A 19,374-nucleotide genomic window follows, 5' to 3' on the forward strand; every position below is an offset into this window, starting at 1 on the left:
GGGCCACCGCGAAGTCGATCATCCGGCGGTCAGTCGACCTCGGCGACCGCCTGGGCGAACTGCGCCCTGTACAGCCGGGCGTAGGCGCCGGCCGACTTCAACAGCTCCTCGTGCGTGCCCTGTTCGACGATCGAGCCGTTCTCCATCACCAGGATCACGTCCGCGTCCCGGATCGTGGAGAGCCGGTGCGCGATGACGAACGACGTACGCCCGTGGGCCAGTCGGGCCATCGCCTTCTGGATCAGCACCTCGGTGCGGGTGTCGACCGAGCTGGTGGCCTCGTCGAGGACGAGGATCACCGGGTCGGACAGGAACGCCCGGGCGATGGTGATCAGCTGCTTCTCGCCCGCGCTGACCCCGGCCCCGTCGTCGTCGATGACCGTGTCGTACCCCTCGGGCAGGGTACGGACGAACCGGTCGGCGTGCGCGGCCCGCGCCGCCTCCTCGATCTCCGCCCGGGTCACCTCGCGCGTCGTGCCGTACGCGATGTTGTCCGCGATGGTGCCGCCGAAGAGCCACGTGTCCTGGAGGACCATGCCGATGCCCTTCCGCAGGTCCTCGCGGGTCATCGTCGCGATGTCCGTCCCGTCCAGGGTGATCCGGCCGCCCGTCACCTCGTAGAACCGCATGAGGAGGTTGACGAGGGTCGTCTTGCCGGCGCCCGTCGGGCCGACGATCGCGACCGTCTGGCCCGGCTCCACCGTGAGCGACAGGTCCTCGATGAGCGGCTTGTCCTCCTGGTACCGGAAGGAGACCTCCTCCAGGGCGACCTTGCCCTTGAAGTCCGCCGGGGGCAGGTCGGTCGCGTGCTCGCTCGTCGGGGCGTCCGGCTCCTGCTCCGGCGCGTCGAGGAGCTCGAAGACCCGCTCCGCCGAGGCCACGCCCGACTGCACCAGGTTCGCCATCGACGCGACCTGCGTCAGCGGCATCGAGAACTGGCGCGAGTACTGGATGAAGGCCTGCACGTCACCGATGGAGAGCGTGCCGCTCGCCACCCGCAGACCGCCGACCACGGCCACCAGGACGTAGTTGATGTTCGAGACGAAGAACATCACCGGCTGCATCACACCGCTGTTGAACTGCGCCTTGAACCCGGCCTCGTACAGCGCCTCGTTCTGCTCGCGGAAGTCCTTCGCGGACTCCTCCTGCCGGCCGAAGACCTTCACCAGGTTGTGCCCGGTGTACATCTCCTCCACGTGCGCGTTGAGCGTGCCCGTGGACTTCCACTGCTGCACGAAGTGCGGCTGCGAGCGCTTGCCGATCTTCGCCGCGACGAAGACCGAGACCGGCACCGTCACCAGCGCCACCAGCGCGAGCAGCGGCGAGATCCAGAACATCATCGCGAGCACGCCGACGATCGTGAGCAGCGAGTTGATCAGCTGGCCCATCGACTGCTGGAGCGTCTGCGAGATGTTGTCGATGTCGTTGGTCGCCCGGGACAGCACCTCGCCGCGCTTCGCCTTGTCGAAGTACGACAGCGGCAGCCGCGCCAGCTTCGTCTGGACGTCCTCGCGCATGCGGAAGACCGTCCGGTTGATCACCTTGATCGACAGACGGGTGGAGACCAGCATGAGCAGGCCCGCCGCCACGTAGATCACGAGGACCCAGAGCAGGACCTCGCCGACCTCGCCGAAGTCGATGCCCTGCCCGGGGACGAAGTCGACCCCGGACAGCATGTCCGCCATGCCGGAGTCGCCCGCCGCGCGGAGCCCCGCGATCGCGTCCGCCTTCGAGGAAGCGTCGGCCGTCTGCCGCCCGACGACACCCGCGAAGACGAGGTCGGTCGCCTTGCCGAGGATCTTCGGCCCGACCACGGAGGCCGCCACCGACAGCACCATCGCGAGCAGCATCACCCAGAGCGTGGCGCGCTCGGGCACCAGCTGCTTGACCAGCCGCTTGCCCGAGCCCTTGAAGTCCATCGACCGCTGGTCGGGGCCGCCACCGGCCATCATGCGTCCGCCAGGACCGGCCATCAGGCTGCCTCCGCCTCGGTCAGCTGGGAGAGCACGATCTCCCGGTACGTCTCGTTCTCCGCCATCAGCTCCTGGTGCCGGCCCGTGCCGACGACCCGGCCCTCGTCGAGGACGACGATCCGGTCGGCGTCCCGGATGGTCGCCACCCGCTGGGCGACGATCACCACCGTCGAGTCCGCCGTCTCCTGCCGGAGCGCCTCGCGCAGCAGCGCGTCGGTCTCGTAGTCCAGCGCGGAGAAGGAGTCGTCGAAGAGGTAGATCTCCGGCTTCTGCACCAGCGTCCGCGCGATCGCGAGCCGCTGCCGCTGACCGCCGGAGACGTTCGTGCCGCCCTGCGCGATCGGGGCGTTGAGACCGTTCTCGAGCTTGCGGACGAAGTCGGCGGCCTGGGCGACCTCCAGCGCGTGCCAGAGCTCCTCGTCGGTCGCGTCGGGCTTCCCGTACCGCAGGTTCGTCGCCACCGTCCCGGAGAACAGGTACGGCTTCTGCGGCACCAGGCTCACGGTCCGCGCCATCAGCGCGGGGTCGAGCTTCCGCACGTCGACGCCGTCGACGAGGACCTCGCCGCCGGTCGCGTCGAAGAGCCGCGGGACGAGCCCGAGGAGCGTCGACTTGCCGCTGCCGGTGGAACCGATGATCGCGGTGGTCTCCCCGGGCCGGGCGACGAGCCCGATGTCCTTCAGGACCGATTCCTCGGCGCCCGGGTACCGGAAGTCCGCGCTCCTGACCTCCAGGTGCCCGCGCCGGTCGAGGGTCGTCACCGGCTCGGCCGGCGGTACGACGCTGGACTCGGTCGCGAGGACCTCCTCGATGCGCTCGGCGCACACCTCGGCACGCGGCACCATCATGAACATGAAGGTGGCCATCATGACGGCCATCACGATCTGCATCAGATAGGCGAGGAAGGCGGTCAGCGCGCCGATCTCCATCCCGCCGCTGTCGATGCGGTGCGCGCCGAACCAGACGACGGCCACGCTGGAGACGTTCACGACGGTCATCACGACCGGGAACATCAGCGCCATCAGCCGGCCGGTCGACATCGACACGTCGGTCAGATCGGCGTTGGCCCGGCGGAACCGCTCCTCCTCGTACCCGTCCTTCACGAAGGCCCGGATGACGCGGTTGCCGGTGATCTGCTCGCGCAGCACCCGGTTCACGGTGTCGAGGCGCTCCTGCATGGTCCGGAAGAGCGGCCGCATCCTCCGCACGATGAGGGTGACGGAGACACCGAGGACCGGCACGACCGCGAGCAGAACGGCCGACAGCGGCACGTCCTGGCCGAGCGCCATCACGATGCCGCCGACACACATGATCGGCGCGGAGACCATCAGGGTGAACGCCATCAGGACCAGCATCTGGACCTGCTGCACGTCATTGGTCGTACGGGTGATCAGCGAGGGCGCGCCGAAGTGCCCGAGCTCCCGCGCGGAGAACGACTGCACGCGGTCGAAGATCGCGCCGCGCACGTCCCGGCCGAGCGCGGACGCCGTCCGAGCGCCGTAGTACACGGCCCCGATGTTGCAGACGACCTGCACGACGGAGACGCCGACCATCAGCGCGCCGAAACGCAGGATGTAGCCGGTGTCCCCGTTGACGACACCGTTGTCGATGATGTCGGCGTTCAGGGTCGGCAGGTAGAGGCTCGCGCAGGTCTGCAGGAACTGGAGCAGGACGAGGAGCGCGATGGGTTTTCGGTAGGGCCGCAGGTGGGTTCGGAGAAGTCTTATGAGCACGGGACCTACTATCGCCCGCACTCCTGTGGGAGACGACTCGGTTTTCGGGGCGCGGGCGAGCCCTGGCAAAGACTTTACGAACCGGGGGTTTGGGGACCGCTCTACTGACCGAACGCACCCGGGTGGATCTGCTCCCGAGTCGCCACGTACTGCTGCCGCACGGCCTGCCCCGCGGCCGGCTCGTCGCCCGCCTCCAGGACCTGGGCGGCTGCTCCCTGCCAGGCCGGGGGAGCGGACGGCGACAGCGTGCCCCGCGCGACCCCGAGGGCCCAGGCGGCCTGCCGGGCGGCGCCGAGCGCCGCGTAGTCGGCCGGCTGGGGGACGACGACCTGCGCGCCGAAGAGGGCCGGTGCGAGAGCCTGTACGGCCGGGAGGCCGGCCGCGGCGCCGAGGAGGAAGATCCGCCGCACCTCGACCCCGCGCCCGCGCAGGACGTCCAGGGCGTCGGCGAGCGCGCAGAGCATGCCCTCGAACGCGGCCCGCGCCAGGTGCTCGGGCTTCATCGACTCGCGCCGCAGCCCGCTGAGCGTGCCCGCGGCGTGCGGCAGGCTCGGGGTCCGCTCGCCCTCCAGATAAGGCAGCAGGACGAGCCCGGAGGCGCCCGGCGTCGACTTCAGGGCGAGCGCGGAAAGCTCGTCGAGCGACTCGACGCCCAGCATCTCGGCGGTGCCGCGCAGCGTCCGTACGGCGTTGGAGGTGGCGACGACGGGCAGGTGCATGCCGGTGGCGTCGGCGAAGGAGGTGATCATGCCGCTGGGGTCGGCGAGGGCCTCGTGGTGCACGGCCATCACCGAGCCGGACGCGCCGAGCGAGACGACCGCGTCGCCGGGGCCGAGCCCGAGCCCGAGGGCGGCGGCCATCGTCTCGCCCGTACCGGCGGAGATGAGCAGCCCTTCGGGGGTGGTGCCGGCGGTCTCGGCCGGGCCGAGGACCTCGGGCAGCACGGCCTGATGGCCGAGCGCGAGTTCCACGAGGTCGGGGCGGTACGTGCCGGTGCCGGCCGACCAGTAGCCGGTGCCGGAGGCGGCGCCGCGGTCGGTGGTGCGCCGCGCGGGCCGCCCGAGGAGCTGCCAGACGAGCCAGTCGTGCGGCTGGAGGACCATCGCGATCCGCTGCGCGTTCTCGGGTTCCGTACGGGCCAGCCAGCGCAGCTTGGCGACCGGCTGTCCGGCGACCGGCACGCAGCCGACGGCCTCGGCCCACGCCTGGCGCCCGCCGAGCGACTCGACGAGATCGGCGGCGGCGACCTGCGCCCGCTTGTCGTTGCCGACGAGCGCGGGCCGCACGAGGGCGCCCTGTGCGTCGAGCGGTACGAGCCCGTGCTGCTGGGCGGAGACGCCGATGGCCTGCACGCCCTCCAGGAGCCCGCCGGTGGCGGCCTCCCCGAGCGACAGCAGCCAGGTCTGCGGATCGACCTCGGCCGCCTTCGGTTCGCCCTGGTGGGGGGCGTATCCCTGGCGCAGCACGGCGCCCGTGTCCGCGTCACAGACGACGATGCGTGTGAACCCAGCAGAGCTGTCCAGTCCGGCGACTATCCCCATGACAAGTGATTCTGCCGCACGCGGGGGCCGGACGGGGGATCAGGTGTTGCTGGTGCCCCAGTCGTCGTCCTCGACGCGCCCGTTGCTCCGGCGGCGGTCGCGCAGCGCATGGACGCGGTCCGTCACCGACGACGGCAGCCTGTCGCCCACCGTGTCGCTCACGGCGTGCATGGCCTTGCCCGCGACCTGGCGCCCGGTCTGGGCCGCCGACTCGGCGGCGTTGCGTACGGCGGGGTTCTGCGCGAAGTCCCTCGCGGACTTCTTCATCTGCTCGTAGCGCTCGCGCCCGGCCCGCGTGCCGACCACGTAACCGAGGGCAAGTCCCACGACGAACGTCAGCTTGTACCGCACGGCTGCGATCCTTCCCTGGAGGCCCTGGGGATACCGATTGGCGGAGCACCCCCCTGCTTGCGCTAATGTATGTCTCGCAGCGAGCAAGCGCCCTCCCGGTTCGGCCGGACTGGGTACGTTCGGTGCAACGCAGCAATCCCCTGTAGCTCAATTGGCAGAGCAGCCGACTGTTAATCGGCAGGTTACTGGTTCGAGTCCAGTCGGGGGAGCGCGATCCCCTGTAGCTCAATTGGCAGAGCAGCCGACTGTTAATCGGCAGGTTACTGGTTCGAGTCCAGTCGGGGGAGCAGAACGGAAAAGGACCCTTCGGGGTCCTTTTTCGCGTGTCGGGGAACCATGCGCGGCGGGGCGCGGTCTTCATGGTCAGCAGAGCCGATCTTCCGGAGCAGGAGATCGTATGAGCGGCTATGCTGCGGCAGACGGCGCGCACACGTGTACGCGCCTCACCGTTCGGGGCGGTAGCTCAGCCGGTTAGAGCAGCGGACTCATAATCCGTCGGCCGTGGGTTCGAGTCCCACCCGCCCCACCAAGAAAAACGTTCTGACCTGCGAAAACGCCCCTGAAGGGGTGTTCTCGCGTGCGGCGTTCGCCTCTCGTCGGTGCGGCGAATCGGGTGCCCGTGGCCTGTGTCGCTGGACTCTAACCTTCTTGACCTGGGGTTTTACGTGGGGCCTGGGTGTGGAGCCGCGATGATGATCCCACGGCGATCCCACGGCCTCTGCGTGTGACACGCCGCACACTGGACCGAGTTTTCTGCGCCCTCTGCGACGATCGGATTCAGGAAGAGCGGATACCGAATAGCTGGCCTCCGGTTGCTGGCGAGGATCAAAGACCGGTTTTGGTGTTGGCCAATCAGCTCGTAGAGGCCGGCGGCTGGGTTGCCGACTCGGATGGGACTCGTGGACAGTCGGCTCCTGCGTGTGGGGAACGAACCGGCGCATGCGAGAGCGCTCCGGGACACACGGCCTGGTGGCAAGCGATCCGTGCCTGCGTCCGGACGCGGCCAGCAACGCCGTGGCTCGCTATGCAAACCGCTACGGCCTCACCCCGACTCCGAGCGGGTGGTCATCGAGATCGCGATCGACCGGACCATGGGCCAGGCGAAGCGGCTGTCTGCGCCGCCTGGCGCCCGTGCGGCGGGCTAGCCACTCAAGGCGGACGGCCGCTGCGCCTGTGGTGTGGCGCCTTGCAGCTACATGTGCGGAGCGCTGTGGTGCTTCTTGGGCTTGCTCACCAGGACTACGCGCTGGTTGGGGGCTTCGGTGCGCGACTCGATGCCCGCCGTGGCGGTCTCCTCACGGCTGCTCAGCGCGAGGCCGCAGAAGGGGCAGGAGAAGGATTCGACGGTCCCGGTATCGACGACCGCGCCGGGGTGCTGGCACTCCTCCTCCCACTCCTCACATAGGCATGGTGTGGCGTCGAGGTCCCCGTACACGTTGCCGGCGTAGCCGCAGGCGGGGCAGTCCCGCCACCACACGTGTTCGTCTTGTGCCTGGCTGTTCCTGAGTCGTCCGGTTGCGTCGAGCTCGATGAGGCTGGGGACGATGGGGAGATCGGGGTCGAGGTACTGCACGTCGACGAGTCCCGCCATGACGCCCGACGCGATCATGACCTTGACGGTGACGGCGGTGTGGGCTCGCTGCGCGGTGTCGGGGGCGGTGGGTGAGACGTCCGGCCGGACGGGGAGCGGGACCACCTCGTACTCTCCGAGGAGCTGGGTGGCGGTCTGGCGGGCCCCGGCTCCCGCGGTCCGTAGGAGATCTTCTTGAAGTCCTCGCCCTCACGCCGTTGACCTGCGGAAATCGACTGGAGAGGCGCCCTGGCCTGCGGCGATCCGTCTTTCAGGCCCGTTCACCGTGCTGCCTGTTGATGCGGCCGATCCTCCCCAGCCGCTCCCCAGCGGAGGCCGCCTCTGAAGGAGGATCGCCGCTGGTCGGGACCGCGATCCGCGTGCCATGTCAGGCTATGCGTCGTAGTGGCAGCGGGGCAGGTGGTCGCTGTTCGCTTGGCGGTAGATCGCGATTGGGTGCGGCTGCTCGTTCACAGGGAAAGCAACCGACGACCCCGACCGCCGCGTTCCCCGCGACTGGATCTGGCGAATGGGTTCCCTGTGCAGGATGTGAGGTCACGGCGGTGTCCGATGCGTAGGGGCGGATCACGACCCCGGGGCACCTGTGAGCCGTACCTGGCGGCCGGTCCGCTCGAAGAGTTGCGCCCGACCGACCGCTCCTGCTTCTTGATCGCCTGACTGACCCGCGCCGCGGACACGTGCGGTCGCTCGGCCGTCCTGCCGAAGTGCAGCTCCTCCGGCAAGGTCAAAATTCTCGATGTCGCGCAGCTCCATGCGCCCCCACGCCCACGCATGTTCATTAACCCCTGGCCTCAACCGACGTTGCACGACCTGCCGTTGATCATCAAGTTACCTGTCACTCACAGCGACATCGTCCCGAGTTCGCGGGCGATGCGGACGAACGACCGGACCGTCGGGCTGTCGTTGTCCGACCGCCAGACCAGCCCCCACCGTAGGAAGGGCGTGTCACGAACGGGGACGTACGTGACGTCGGGGCGGGCGTAGAAACGGGTGACCTGATTGCCCAGGAGGTGGATGACCTCCCCGTCGGCGACCAGCGTGTACAGCTGGTCCAGTGTCGTGACCAGGAATTTCCGTTCGATGGCACGACTGCTGGGCGCGGAGAAGGGAACGAAGGCGTCTTCGAAGTAATCGGGCTGGGGCCCGTCCGGCCCCACGACACCGTGGTCCGCGAACGCTTCCAAGGTCACCGACGAGCGGCCGGCCAGCCGGTGGTTGGTGGCCACCACTGCGACCTTGGGCTCCTCGAAGAGCACCGGTCCCACGGTCAGGTCGGGCTCTTCCACCGGGAGCCATGACAGCAGCAGGTCGATCTCGCCGTTGCGCAGCGGGGCGAACGGGTCCATGTAGCCGCTGTGGCTCAGCCGCAGCCCCCACTGCGGGTGCTGCGAGCGAAAGGCGTCCCAGAAGGGCCGCAGTTCGTGACCGTTGGTGACCATCAGGCCGATCCGTAGGATGTCCGTCTTGCTCTGGGCTGTGAGCCGCGCCCGGTCAACGCTTGTCTTCAGCCCCTGGAAGACGGGGAGCAGGTCGTCGCGCAGCTGCTGGCCCACCGTTGTGAGCCGTACCTGGCGGCTGGTCCGCTCGAAGAGTTGCGCCCCGATCGACCGCTCCTGCTTCTTGATCGCCTGACTGACCCGCGCCGCGGACACGTGCAGTCGCTCGGCCGTCCTGCCGAAGTGCAGCTCCTCCGACAAGGTCAGGAAGATCTCGATGTCGCGTAGCTCCACGCGCCCCCACGCCCCCGCATGTTCGTTAACCCCTGGCTTAAGCAACGTTGCATGATCGACTATTGATGATCAACGTGTCCACATCGGATGCTCAGTGCATGAACGTCGTCACTACCAAGGTGTCGTTGACCGTTGAGGACGTAGGTGCTTCCAGCCGGTTCTTCACCACCCATCTGGGCTTTCGTGAAGTCGAGTCGGCGGAGGGATACGTCTGCCTCCGCCGGGACGACACCTCTGCCGAGATCGCCCTGTCCGAGCGCGACCCCGAGCTGCCGCCGCAGGCCTGGCGGGGCCAGGGGCTGGCCGATCTGGCCGTGGTCCTGACCGTCACCGATGTCGTGGCCGAGTACGAACGGCTGCGTCGCGAGGGGGCCGTTGTCGACGGCCGGATCCGCCAAGAGCCGTGGGGCGAGCAGCTGTTCCGGCTCACCGACCCCAATGGCGTCGTGGTCCAGCTCGCCGAATGGGTGCCGCCGACCGGCGCCCCCACACACAAGTAGTCGAAGGGTTTCGGTTTTCGTGGACGAGATAAGAGAGCCACAGCGGGCCGATCCGCGCCGCTGGCTCATCCTGGTCGTGCTGTGCCTGAGCACGCTGGTCCTGGTCATCGACAACATGGTGCTCACGGTGGCCATCCCGCCTCTCGCCGAAGATCTGGGGGCGAGTGCGCAGGACATTCAGTGGATCATCGACTCCTACATCCTGGTCTTCGCCGGACTGCTCCTCACCTCGGGCAGCCTGTCCGACCGGTTCGGCAGGCGCCGTGTGATGGTCATCGGGCTCGCGCTGTTCGGCGCGGCCTCGGTGCTCGGTACCCTCGCCGAGAGTCCGGGTCAACTGATCCTGGCCCGTGTGCTGATGGGCGTCGGCGGCGCGCTGATCATGCCGAGCACGCTGTCCATCCTCATCACCGTCTTCGACGAGGGCGAGCGTCCCAAGGCGATCGCCGCCTGGGGGTCGGTGTCCATGCTCGGCGTGGTGGGCGGCCCGCTGCTCGGTGGCTGGCTGATCGCCGCGTACTGGTGGGGGGCGGTCTTCCTGATCAACATCCCGATCGCGGCCCTGGCCATCATCGCGGCGCTGACCCTGATGCCGGAGTCGAAGGGGCCCTGGCGCAAGGCCGACCCGCTGGGCATGGTGCTGTCCGTGGCAGGGATGACCGCGCTGGTGTGGACGATCACCGGGCTGCCCAAGGAGGGCCTGGAGCGTACGAGTACCCAGGTCACGCTCGCCGTGGCGGTGCTGAGCCTGGTCGGATTCGCCGTCTGGGAGACTCGTACGGCACACCCGATGGTCCCGGTGTCGCTGTTCCGCAACCGGGTGTTCACCGGCTCCAGTCTGTCGCTGGTGCTGCTGACCTTCGCCAACGGCGGCCTCCTGCTGGTGCTGACTCAGTACCTGCAGTTCGTCCTCGGCTACACGCCCACCGAGACCGGCCTGGCCTTCACCCCGCTCGCTGTCGCCGCCCTCGCCTTCAACGGCATAGGCGCCGCGCTGTTGGCGAAGACCGGCACCCGGATCATGGTGGTTCTCGGCCTGCTGATGATCGCGGCCGGCTCCGGTGTCCTGACCGGCCTGTCCTCGGGCGACGGATGGGGACCGCTGACCACCGCGATGGTCCTGATCGGGGCGGGTGCCGGACTGGTGATGCCCGCGGCCACCAGCGCCCTGATGGGGGCGGTCCCGGCCGAGCGCGCCGGTGTCGGGTCCGCGCTCAACGACACCATCCAGCAGGCCGGTGCCGCCCTCGGTGTGGCAGTGCTGGGCGCCGTCCTGTCGAGCACGTACACCTCCGAGATGCCGGCCGGTACGCCTGAGGCGGCCCGTCATGCCGTTTCCGAGGCGCTCGTCGTGGCCGCTCGTACCGGGGACGAGGGGCTGGCAGCCGCCGCCCGTGAGGCCTTCACCTCCGCGATGTCCGTCACCTTCCTGGTCGGTGTCTGCGGGGTACTGGGTGCAGCGGTGCTGGCGCTCTTCCTCATGCGGAGCCGCAAGGCCGAAGCGGCCGCGAAGGAGGCCGCCGCGGAGGAGGCCATTCGGACGCAGGACCAGTTCGCCACGGTCGCCGGACCCTGACGTACGACCGCTTCGTGCCCCGGCCGCCACCGGCCCTGACTGCCAAGGCGGGGGGGGGGCGGCCGAGACGCCCGGGTGGGTGCTCTTTAGCGTTCACCCTCAATTCATTGCAACGGTCAAGTAGCTGTCGTTGCGTTAACCTCGAAGATCATTGCGATGATATTCCGCCTGTGATCTGCGATGATGCCGATTTCTCATGGCGAACATGTTGAGGAACTGGTGAATGCAACGTAGCTTTTCCTCTATCAGCAACAGCGAGCTCCAGGAGCGCACCATGCAGAAGTTCGACACCCCCGACCCGATCGCCGCCGTCTTGGACGTCCCCGCGGGATGCATCCGGTTCATCGCCGCCGACCGGGCCGACACCGCCGTCGAGGTCCTGCCCGCGGATGCCTCGAAGGGCCGCGACGTGCAGGCGGCGGAGCAGATCACGGTCGAATACGGCGACGGTGTCCTGCGGATCGCGGCCCCGGCGCCGAAGAACCCGATCGTCGGCGACTCCGGATCCGTCGAGGTGACCGTCCAGCTGCCCGCCGGCTCCCGCATCGAGGCGAAGACGGCCAGCGCGGAGTTCCAGGGCGTCGGGCGGCTCGGCGACGTCGCCTTCGAGGGCGCGCAGGGCACGGTCAAGCTCGACGAGACCACGCGTGCCCGCCTCACCCTTCTCGCCGGCGACGTCTCGGTCGGCCGCCTGGGCGGCCCCGCCCACATCAGCACTCAGAAGGGCGACATCCACATCACGGAGGCCATGACCGGCACGGTCACCCTGAGCACCGAGCACGGCGAGATCTCCGTCGGTGCCGCCCGCGGAGTCTCCGCCTCCCTGGACGCGGGCACCTCCTACGGCCGGATCCACAACTCACTCAACAACACCGAAGGCGACGCCGCGGACCTGAACATCCACGCGACCACCTCCTACGGCGACATCACCGCCCGCAGCCTCTGACCCACGCAACCCCGAAGAGCCCCCACGTAGCCGGCGGTCCTTGGCGACGCCGCGCCGACTGCTGACGCCTCGTTCGTGGAACTGCGGGATGAATCGTTGCCCCGCCTCGCAGGGCCGCGCTCTGGACGCCGACTCCAGACGCCGATGCGGCACTCACTGTGCCGCCTCGGCCTGGCTCGCGAGACGGCCGGCGCCCTCGCTCCAGACCCAGGCCACAACACCTGCCGTGATGACGCCGCGGTGGCATCACCAGGCCCAGAACCGATACCGAAGAAGGGCAAGAAGAATGAGCACCACTCAGAACTACCAGGCCGCCGAGCAGCTCCTGCGCCGGCCCGCCCGCCCCGGCGAGCTCGTCATCGGCGACAAGGTCAGGCCGCAGTGGATCGACGGCGGCGCCCGCTTCTGGTACGCGGTGAGCAACGGCGTCGGCAAGCGGTTCGTGCTGGTCGACCCGGCGGCCGGAACCCGTGAGCCGGCCTTCGACCACGCCCGGCTCGCCGCCGCCCTGGCCGCCGCCACCGGGCATCAGGTCGACCCCGAGTTCTTGCCGACCACGGCGATCGAACTGGCCGGGAACACCGTCGAGTTCGATGCGCTCGGCGAGTGGTGGCGCTGCCGCCTGGACGACTACGTCTGCGAGCGGGCCGAGTTCACGCCGCCCGGCAGCCCCCTCGACGTACCGTCACCCGACGGGAAGACCGTGGTGTCCCGGCGGGGGCACGACCTGTGGGCGCGCTCGCTGTCCGACGGCCGCGAGTGGGCGCTGACCGGCGACGGCGCGCCCGGCCACCAGTACGGCACCGTCCCGGAGTGCACGGCGAACAGCACCCTGCTGCGCAAGATCGGCCTGCCGTACCTGCCGCCCTCGGTGGCCTGGTCGCCGGACTCGACGAAGGTACTGACGCACCGGACCGACGAGCGCCAGGTTCGGGAGACCCACCTGCTGGAGGCCAGGCCCGTCGACGGCGGCGCCCCGGTGCTGCACACCCAGCGGTTCGCCTACCCCGGGGACGAGCACGTACCGCTGGCCGAACTGGTCGTACTGGACATCGCCGAGGGCACGGTGATCCGCGCGCAGTCCGAGCCGCTGCTCGTGCCGACACTGTCGCCGATCACGATCAAGTGGGCCTGGTGGGCCCCGGACAGCTCGGCGGTGTACTACCTCGGCCGGCCCCGCGACTTGCGCACGCTCACCCTGTACCGGCTGGACGCGGCCACCGGCGAGGTCACCACGGTGCTCGGCGAGACCGGGGCGACCCGTGTCGAGCCCAACCAGTTCGGGTACGAGCCGCCGATCGTGCGGGTGCTGGCCGACGAGGTGCTCTGGTACTCGCAGCGGGACGGCTGGGGCCACCTCTACCGGTACGACCTGCGCACCGGCGAACTGCTGGGGCAGGTCACCTCCGGGCCGTGGGCGGTGCGGCAGATCCTGCGCGTCGACGAGGCCGAGCGGGTGGTGTACTTCACCGCTTCCGGGCTGGTCGACGAGGACCCGTACCGGCGCACGGTGTGCCGGGTCGGCCTGGACGGCTCCGGCTTCGCGAGGCTCACGGACGACGACCAGGACCACACCGTCACCACCCCCGACCACCCGGACTACTTCATAGACTCCGCGTCCACCATCGACACCCCGCCGGTGACGACGGTCCGCGACTGGTCCGGGCGGGTCCTGGTCGAGCTGGAGCGCGCCGACATCGGCAAGCTCGCCGCCACCGGCTGGACGGCGCCGGAACGGTTCCGCGTCAAGGCGGCCGACGGGGTGACGGACATCTACGGCGTGCTGTACCGGCCGCGGGAGTTCGACCCCGCCCGCTCCTACCCGGTGGTCGACAACGTCTACCCCGGCCCGCAGGTCAGCCGCGTCACCCCGTGCTTCGACCCCGGCGGCATGGGCCTCGACGCGGAACCCCTCGCCGCACTGGGCTTCGTAGTGGTGGCACTGGACGGACGCGGCACCCCGGGCCGGGACAAGTCCTTCCACGACGCCTCCTACGGCCACCTGGCCGACGCGGGCAACCTGGCCGACCACGTCGCGGCCGTGCGCCAACTGGCGGAGACCCGGCCGTGGATGGACCTGGACCGGGTGGGTGTGTTTGGCCACTCCGGCGGCGGCTTCGCCGCGGCCCGCGCGATGCTGGACTTCCCCGAGACGTACAAGGTCGGAGCGGCCCTCTCCGGCTCGCACGACGCCCGTCATTTCAACGCCGGCTTTGTGGAGGCCTACGACGGCGCGGACAACCCCGAGGCCTGGGGCCGCACTTCCAACATCGACCTCGCCGACCGCCTGGAGGGGAAGCTGCTCCTGATCCACGGCGAAATGGACGACCAGGTCCACCCCGACCAGACCCTCCGCCTGGCCGACCGCCTCATCGCCGCCGGCAAGGACTTCGAGCTGCTCATCGTGCCTGGCGCCGAGCACACGTTCATCGACCACTTGGCCTATGTCCGTACACGCTGCTGGGACTTCCTGGTCCGCGAGCTGCTGGGCACCCAGCCTCCTGCCTACCGCCCCGCTCCCATCGCGATCGGCCCCGAGCTGCTCGCCGAGCTCTTCGCCTGAGCGCGAAACGCGGACGAGGAACCAGCATGCTCATGTGACCCGGATCGCTTCGGCTGGGCCGATGACTTCGGTCAACTCTCAGGGTCATACAGGCAACGAGATTCCAGAGCTGCGATCCTGACCCCCCGGGTGGCGCGGCAAACGGGGAAGGCATGCCATGACCCACACGGCCAGCGCCTCCGCCTCTGCCGTACCCACTGCGGTTGCAAATCCGGGGCCCGACCGGGCGGGGCGGGTGCCGCTGGCCTGCGCCGCCGTGTGTGGCCCGCTGTTCCTGGGCGTGGGGCTCATCCAGGGCCTCACGCGTGAGGGATTCGATTTCACCCGCAACTCCATCAGCCGGCTCAGCCTCGGCGACCTGGGCCGGCCGTACTGCCTTTCCCCACCTTCGGGCTCGCCGCACTCGCCGCGGTGACCGTCCGGCCGGCGCGCCGCCGGCCGGACCGGCCGACCCGTCCGCCGGGCGACCAACACGTAAGCACACCAAAGCTCTTCCCGAGCAACCGACGAAAGGCGTCGACGACATGGCGGAATCGCTGCAGGGTGCCGCGTACTTCCCCTCGATCGAGAAGAAGTACGGCCGTCCGATCGCGGAATGGAAGGACCTCATCCGGTCCTCTCCCCTGACCAAGCACATGGAACTCGTCTCGTGGCTCAAGTCCGAGCACAGCCTGGGCCACGGTCACGCCAACGCCCTGGTCGCCCACACCCTCGCGGAGGACAGGGTGATGTAGTCCGCACGGGCCGTTTCTGAGCGTTCACGCTCAGATCATTGCAATGAAGTGGCGGGCCGTGTTGCGTTTAGTGGCAATCTCATTGCAGTGAAATCCGTCGACTGACCTGCATTAATAGAGAGGTTGGGTAATCAAGCGGTTGCTGAACATGTGAACGCAACATAGCCTTTCGTCTGTCGCGAACGGCAGGGATTCCAGCGGTAAGGCGCCTGGCGTGAGCCCCAGGCCGTCGCCACTGCCGCAGCCCATCCCATCTGAACCCAACGGATCAGGAAGTGAGACATCTCCATGCGCATTGCGATTGGTGAGTTCATCAGCTTGGACGGCGTAGTTCAGGCCCCGGGACACCCGGACGAGGACACCGACGGCGGTTTCGCCCACGGTGGCTGGAGTCACCCGTTCTTCGACCCGGAGGTGATGGGCGGCTCCCTGGCCGAGTGGCAGACGAGCACCGAGGCCCTGCTGTTCGGACGCCGTACCTGGCAGACCATGGCCGCGGCGTGGCCCGGCCGGGCCGGCGACCCGTTCGCCGACCACATGAACAGCGTCACCAAGTACGTCGTGTCCAGCACCCTCGCCGAGGACGAGCTGACGTGGAACAACACCACGCGCATCCCCGGCGACCAGGCGCTCGACCAGATCAAGAAGCTGCGCGAGACCGAAGGCCGCGACCTGGTCGTCATGGGCAGCGCGTCCCTCACCCGAACCCTGCTGGCCGAGGGACTGGTCGACGAGCTCCGGCTCATGATCCTGCCGGTGCTCCTCGGCGGCGGTAAGACGATCTACCCGGCCGACGGCCACCTCCGCACGTTCGAACTGGTCTCCACAGTCGTCAGCGGGACCGGAGTGCACGTGTGCACCTACCGGCCGAAGGCCGGGGCATAGTCAGCAGTCGCACGAGCCGATGCCGACCAGGCGGGAGGTCGGCCTCGCGTGGGCGCGCACCATCCAGCTCGCGGCCCACGAGTTCGGCTACAGCAATACCGCCGCGTACATCGCCTGGCTCCAGCTCACCCTCGCCAAGGCGGAGGTCGCAGCGTGTGGCCGATGGTGAGCGTGGCGATGTCCCCCACAGTGGACGGCTGGCTCGTGATGTGGACCGGCTGAGCGAGGCTGCGGCGGGGTTCTGCCCTGGCGCCTGCGAGGGCCGAACGCCCCGATCCAGCCTTGCACTGATCTCACTGTCCGTGATGGGCGTCGGCGCTGGCTGTCTCTCGACTGCACTCGTGCTGTGGTTCGTCCGCCTCAGCGGAGCTCGTGCCGGTCGGCCCAGGCGGCGATGGCGGCGCCGATCGTCCGGGGCTGGTCCTCCGGGGTGTGGTGGCCGGCGACCGCGTCGTGGTGCTCGATCTCCAGGCCGGCGATGTGTAGGCGATGTCGGGCTTGCCCGACTCGCCCATGCCGATCAGGTCCGGGGCCGGCAGGCGGCCCGGTTCGCCGACGGCGGGGAGGACGTCCCGCCACAGGTGGGAGGAGGTGGGGTTGCCGTGCAGGAAGACCATCGGCGCTCCGGCGCCGAGCTCCCGGTGGAACATGGTGGAGTCGAGTACGGGCTGAACGGGCAAGGTGGCGGAGCCTTTCAAGTGCGTGTGTTCCAGCGGTAGTTCACTGGAACGCAGGGGCGGTGCGTGCGGCCCAGTCGGCGAAGGCGCGCGGCGCCCGGCCGAGGATGCGCTCGACGGCGGGGCTCGTCTCCTGTTCGGCGGGCAGCGGCTCGCCGAGGATGGCGAGGGTGCCCTCCACCACCGGTTCGGGCATGAAGGACAGCATCTGCGCGCGGGCCTCGGCGCGGGTCTGCTCGATGAACCGCACGGGAGTGCCCAGGGCCTCGCCGATCGCCTCGGCCCGTTCGCGCGGGGTGACCGGAGCGGGGCCGGTGAGGTCGTACGTGCTGCCCGCGTGGCCGCCCTCGCGCAGGACCACGGCCGCGACCTCGGCCACGTCCGCCGGGTCGACGGTGGGCAGCCCGACATCGCCGAACGGCGCGGCGGCCGACGCTCCGCTGAACACCGGCGTGGCCAGGGCGACCAGCGCCACGACGCCGAGGCTCGCCGCGATCGGCATCCGCACCAGGGCGAGCAGCAGAGCGGCGGCGCACGCCAGGGCGTAGCCTCCGGCGATGAGCGCGCGAGGCGGCAGCCGGTCGGCCATCGAACCCAGCAGCAGTGAGCCGAACAGCTGCGGGAGGAAGCCGATGCCGAAGGCCAGCGCGCTCAGCAACGCGGACCTGGTGGCTGCGTAAAACCAGAACAGAGAACGTGGTGATCCGCAGAGCGTCCGCGGTGATCGCGACGGTGCGGGTCACGAAGAGCAGCCGGAATCGCGGCTCGGCCAGCACCTCTCGGTAGGTGGCACGGCGGTTGCCCTGTGCGGGTCCGGCGATCGGAGTCATGGCGCCCAGCCTCGGCGTGCACCCACGCCACTCACCAATGATTCGTCGCTGGACGAATCGAAACAGGCGTCGGGCGGTAGCATGGCCGAGTGCTGCGCTTCGAAGTCTCCGTCGAGGACCTGCTGCGCAGCCGCTTCGCACTGTCGCCCGCGATGGACCTCTGCTGGCTGCTGCGCTCGCTCGCCGGCCTCAACCCGCCGCTGCCGCGAGCCTGGGCCGCCCGGCTCATGCCGGCCTTTGAACGGCTTCGCCGCGAGACCGAACTGGACGCCGCCCTCGCGCTGCAGGCCCCGCAAGGCGGACCGAACTTCGTCGCCCCGCCCCCGCGCGGCCTCAACCAGACCTGGGCTGACGACCTGGCCATGATCCGGCCCACACCGCGGGAAGCGGCCCGCCAAGAGATCGTCGCCACCGCGACCGGCCCATCCGCCCGTGATCCCCGCGTACGCGCAGTCCTGGACTCGCCGGACGCCGTCTCCAGGATCGCCGAGGCGATGGACCAGGCGTGGCACGAGCTGCTCGCCGCGGACTGGCCGCAACTGCGCGCGATCTGTGAGCGCGATGTCGTGCACCGGGTGGGTGTGATCGGCGAACACGGATGGGCCAGGACCATCGAGAGCCTGCACCCGGGAATCGCCTGGCGCGCCGGCGGCATCGAGATCGGCTTCCTCCGAGGCGGAACGGTCCCCCTCGCCGGCGACGGACTCCTGCTGATCCCCTCGGTCCTCGTCGGGCACATCGCCGCCCACATGGAAGACGCCTGGCCCAAGACCTTGATCTACCGTGCCCGCGGCACCGCCGCCCTGTGGGGCGAACAGGAGACCGTCCCCCAACCGGACGCGCTGACCGCTCTGGTCGGCCGGGCCCGAGCCCGGCTGCTGTTGGCGCTGGACGCCCCGGCCAGTACCAGCCACCTCGCCCGAAGCCTCGCCATGGCACCCGGCGCGGTAGGAGACCACCTCGCCATCCTTCGAGGCGCGGGGCTGCTCGTCCGCGCCCGTTCCGGACGGTCGGTGCTCTACCGACGCACCCCACTCGGCGAGGCACTGGTCGCAGGTTCGGGCTGAGGGCTCAAACCAGCGCTGCTTCTTGGAGACCGCCATGATCTGACGGGACTGCGCCTGCGACCGCCGGATGACTACGTAACGTAATCAGCTTGCCGAGAGGTCGTCGGCCGGCGCCTGGACGGCTCTCACTGCCGGTCTGCTGTCCTGCGACTGGGAGACCACAGATGGGCAGAGTTCGACTGGCCTTCAGGAGTGCGAAGGAGCGTGGAAGCGGCGGTGCAGCGAACGCTGCACCGCCCGACGGGTGAGCAGGGTCGAGCGGGACGCAGCCAGATGGAGACGGATGGATTTGTCCGGTCTTTCGGCGTCGTCGCAGGTGAGACGCGCCACTGAAATGGGTTCGAGTTCCACCCGCCCCACCGTAGAAAAACGTTCTGACCTGCGGAAACGTCCCGGGAGGGGTGTTTCCGCGTGCAGCGATCGCCTCGCATCGGTGCGGCGAAACATGCGCCCCTGGGCTGCCTCGCCGGGCCCTGACCTTCTTGACCTGGAGTTTCGGGTGGAACCTGGGTGTGGAGCCACGACGATGATCCGATAGCGATCCCGCGGCTCCCGCGTGTGACGCGCCGCACATTGAGTCGAATTTCTACACCCTCGCCGACGCCTCTCGGCTAGGCGGTCGAACGCTTGTCGGTGAGAGCTTCGGGGCTCGCGTTTCCACGTCGAGGCCGACGGAC

General features: G+C 69.3%; 14 protein-coding genes, 3 tRNA genes and 4 pseudogenes. 11 read left to right on the forward strand and 10 right to left on the reverse strand.

Features of this window, described 5'->3' with window-relative positions; all coding sequences use genetic code 11:
- Positions 1-29: 29 nt before the first annotated feature.
- The 4 genes from OG357_RS26915 to OG357_RS26930 all read right to left on the reverse strand — a co-directional run bounded on the left by OG357_RS26915 (position 30) and on the right by OG357_RS26930 (position 5,598).
- Positions 30-1,973: an ABC transporter ATP-binding protein gene (locus tag OG357_RS26915; RefSeq protein ID WP_329623600.1), complete on the reverse strand. Its 1,944-nt coding sequence runs from the start codon at positions 1,971-1,973 to the stop codon at positions 30-32.
- Positions 1,973-3,706 (reverse strand): ABC transporter ATP-binding protein, encoded by a 1,734-nt coding sequence (locus OG357_RS26920; RefSeq protein ID WP_329623601.1) that lies wholly within the window; start codon positions 3,704-3,706, stop codon positions 1,973-1,975. Before OG357_RS26920 ends, OG357_RS26915 begins: the two co-directional genes overlap by 1 nt.
- 101 nt (positions 3,707-3,807) lie before the next feature.
- The gene (locus tag OG357_RS26925) at positions 3,808-5,247 is read right to left on the reverse strand and encodes an FGGY family carbohydrate kinase (protein WP_329623602.1); all 1,440 of its coding nucleotides are present in this window, start codon (positions 5,245-5,247) and stop codon (positions 3,808-3,810) included.
- Positions 5,248-5,286: 39 nt separating this feature from the next.
- Positions 5,287-5,598 carry a YtxH domain-containing protein gene (locus OG357_RS26930; RefSeq protein WP_329623603.1) on the reverse strand — a complete coding sequence of 104 codons (312 nt, stop codon included), beginning with the start codon at positions 5,596-5,598 and terminating at the stop codon, positions 5,287-5,289.
- 136 nt (positions 5,599-5,734) lie between these two features.
- Between OG357_RS26930 and OG357_RS26935 the strand changes: the two genes are divergently transcribed.
- From OG357_RS26935 to OG357_RS26945, 3 genes are all read left to right on the forward strand, one after another.
- Positions 5,735-5,807 (forward strand) — tRNA-Asn (locus tag OG357_RS26935).
- Positions 5,808-5,812: 5 nt separating this feature from the next.
- Positions 5,813-5,885, forward strand: a tRNA-Asn gene (locus tag OG357_RS26940).
- A 165-nt stretch (positions 5,886-6,050) separates the two neighbouring features.
- Positions 6,051-6,127: transfer RNA gene (locus OG357_RS26945), tRNA-Ile, on the forward strand.
- A gap of 663 nt (positions 6,128-6,790) precedes the next feature.
- On the opposite strand, the gene OG357_RS26950 is transcribed toward OG357_RS26945, so the two are convergent.
- The 3 genes and pseudogenes from OG357_RS26950 to OG357_RS26960 all read right to left on the reverse strand — a co-directional run bounded on the left by OG357_RS26950 (position 6,791) and on the right by OG357_RS26960 (position 8,919).
- The gene (locus OG357_RS26950; RefSeq protein ID WP_329623604.1) at positions 6,791-7,294 is read right to left on the reverse strand and encodes a hypothetical protein; all 504 of its coding nucleotides are present in this window, start codon (positions 7,292-7,294) and stop codon (positions 6,791-6,793) included.
- Between the two features lie 477 nt (positions 7,295-7,771).
- Positions 7,772-7,942, reverse strand: a pseudogene (locus OG357_RS26955) (LysR family transcriptional regulator); the annotation flags it as partial.
- Positions 7,943-8,028: 86 nt separating this feature from the next.
- Positions 8,029-8,919, reverse strand: coding sequence for a LysR family transcriptional regulator (locus tag OG357_RS26960; protein WP_329623605.1), 891 nt, complete (start codon positions 8,917-8,919; stop codon positions 8,029-8,031).
- A 98-nt stretch (positions 8,920-9,017) separates the two neighbouring features.
- On the opposite strand from OG357_RS26960, the gene OG357_RS26965 reads away from it, so the two are divergent.
- The 7 genes from OG357_RS26965 (at position 9,018) to OG357_RS26995 (ending at position 16,292) form a co-directional block, all read left to right on the forward strand.
- Positions 9,018-9,419, forward strand: a complete 402-nt coding sequence (locus OG357_RS26965) for a VOC family protein (RefSeq protein WP_329623606.1) — start codon at positions 9,018-9,020, stop codon at positions 9,417-9,419.
- 19 nt (positions 9,420-9,438) lie between these two features.
- Positions 9,439-10,995, forward strand: a complete 1,557-nt coding sequence (locus OG357_RS26970; RefSeq protein WP_329623607.1) for an MFS transporter — start codon at positions 9,439-9,441, stop codon at positions 10,993-10,995.
- A gap of 274 nt (positions 10,996-11,269) precedes the next feature.
- Positions 11,270-11,941 (forward strand): DUF4097 family beta strand repeat-containing protein, encoded by a 672-nt coding sequence (locus tag OG357_RS26975; RefSeq protein ID WP_329623608.1) that lies wholly within the window; start codon positions 11,270-11,272, stop codon positions 11,939-11,941.
- Between the two features lie 286 nt (positions 11,942-12,227).
- Positions 12,228-14,504 (forward strand): S9 family peptidase, encoded by a 2,277-nt coding sequence (locus OG357_RS26980; protein ID WP_329623609.1) that lies wholly within the window; start codon positions 12,228-12,230, stop codon positions 14,502-14,504.
- A gap of 524 nt (positions 14,505-15,028) precedes the next feature.
- Positions 15,029-15,238 (forward strand): DUF4287 domain-containing protein, encoded by a 210-nt coding sequence (locus tag OG357_RS26985; protein ID WP_329623610.1) that lies wholly within the window; start codon positions 15,029-15,031, stop codon positions 15,236-15,238.
- A gap of 288 nt (positions 15,239-15,526) precedes the next feature.
- On the forward strand, positions 15,527-16,123 hold the full coding sequence (locus OG357_RS26990) for a dihydrofolate reductase family protein (protein WP_329623611.1): 597 nt from the start codon (positions 15,527-15,529) through the stop codon (positions 16,121-16,123).
- Between the two features lie 19 nt (positions 16,124-16,142).
- Complete coding sequence (locus OG357_RS26995) at positions 16,143-16,292, forward strand: hypothetical protein (protein ID WP_329623612.1); 150 nt, start codon at positions 16,143-16,145, stop codon at positions 16,290-16,292.
- A gap of 310 nt (positions 16,293-16,602) precedes the next feature.
- Here the strand turns inward: OG357_RS26995 and OG357_RS27000 are convergent.
- From OG357_RS27000 to OG357_RS27010, 3 pseudogenes are all read right to left on the reverse strand, one after another.
- Positions 16,603-16,803 (reverse strand): annotated as a pseudogene (locus tag OG357_RS27000) (haloalkane dehalogenase); the annotation flags it as partial.
- Positions 16,804-16,843: 40 nt separating this feature from the next.
- A pseudogene (locus OG357_RS27005) lies at positions 16,844-17,230 on the reverse strand (NmrA family transcriptional regulator); the annotation flags it as partial.
- Positions 17,228-17,630: pseudogene (locus tag OG357_RS27010) on the reverse strand (MFS transporter); the annotation flags it as partial. The pseudogenes OG357_RS27005 and OG357_RS27010, both read right to left, overlap by 3 nt.
- Before the next feature lie 89 nt (positions 17,631-17,719).
- Here OG357_RS27010 and OG357_RS27015 point away from each other — a divergent pair.
- Positions 17,720-18,697 carry a winged helix-turn-helix domain-containing protein gene (locus OG357_RS27015; RefSeq protein ID WP_329623613.1) on the forward strand — a complete coding sequence of 326 codons (978 nt, stop codon included), beginning with the start codon at positions 17,720-17,722 and terminating at the stop codon, positions 18,695-18,697.
- Positions 18,698-19,374 lie beyond the last annotated feature (677 nt).

Origin of the sequence: Streptomyces sp. NBC_01255 (assembly GCF_036226445.1) — a bacterium.
Taxonomy (GTDB): Bacteria; Actinomycetota; Actinomycetes; order Streptomycetales; family Streptomycetaceae; genus Streptomyces.

Excerpts from the sequence above, each read along its gene's own strand:
- OG357_RS26925 (WP_329623602.1), bottom strand. The coding sequence starts at position 5,247 with ATGGGGATAGTCGCCGGACTGGACAGCTCTGCTGGGTTCACACGCATC.
- OG357_RS26980 (WP_329623609.1), top strand. The coding sequence starts at position 12,228 with ATGAGCACCACTCAGAACTACCAGGCCGCCGAGCAGCTCCTGCGCCGG.
- OG357_RS26965 (WP_329623606.1), top strand. The coding sequence starts at position 9,018 with ATGAACGTCGTCACTACCAAGGTGTCGTTGACCGTTGAGGACGTAGGT.
- OG357_RS26990 (WP_329623611.1), top strand. The coding sequence starts at position 15,527 with ATGCGCATTGCGATTGGTGAGTTCATCAGCTTGGACGGCGTAGTTCAG.
- OG357_RS26995 (WP_329623612.1), top strand. The coding sequence starts at position 16,143 with ATGCCGACCAGGCGGGAGGTCGGCCTCGCGTGGGCGCGCACCATCCAG.
- OG357_RS26975 (WP_329623608.1), top strand. The coding sequence starts at position 11,270 with ATGCAGAAGTTCGACACCCCCGACCCGATCGCCGCCGTCTTGGACGTC.
- OG357_RS26985 (WP_329623610.1), top strand. The coding sequence starts at position 15,029 with ATGGCGGAATCGCTGCAGGGTGCCGCGTACTTCCCCTCGATCGAGAAG.
- OG357_RS26915 (WP_329623600.1), bottom strand. The coding sequence starts at position 1,973 with ATGGCCGGTCCTGGCGGACGCATGATGGCCGGTGGCGGCCCCGACCAG.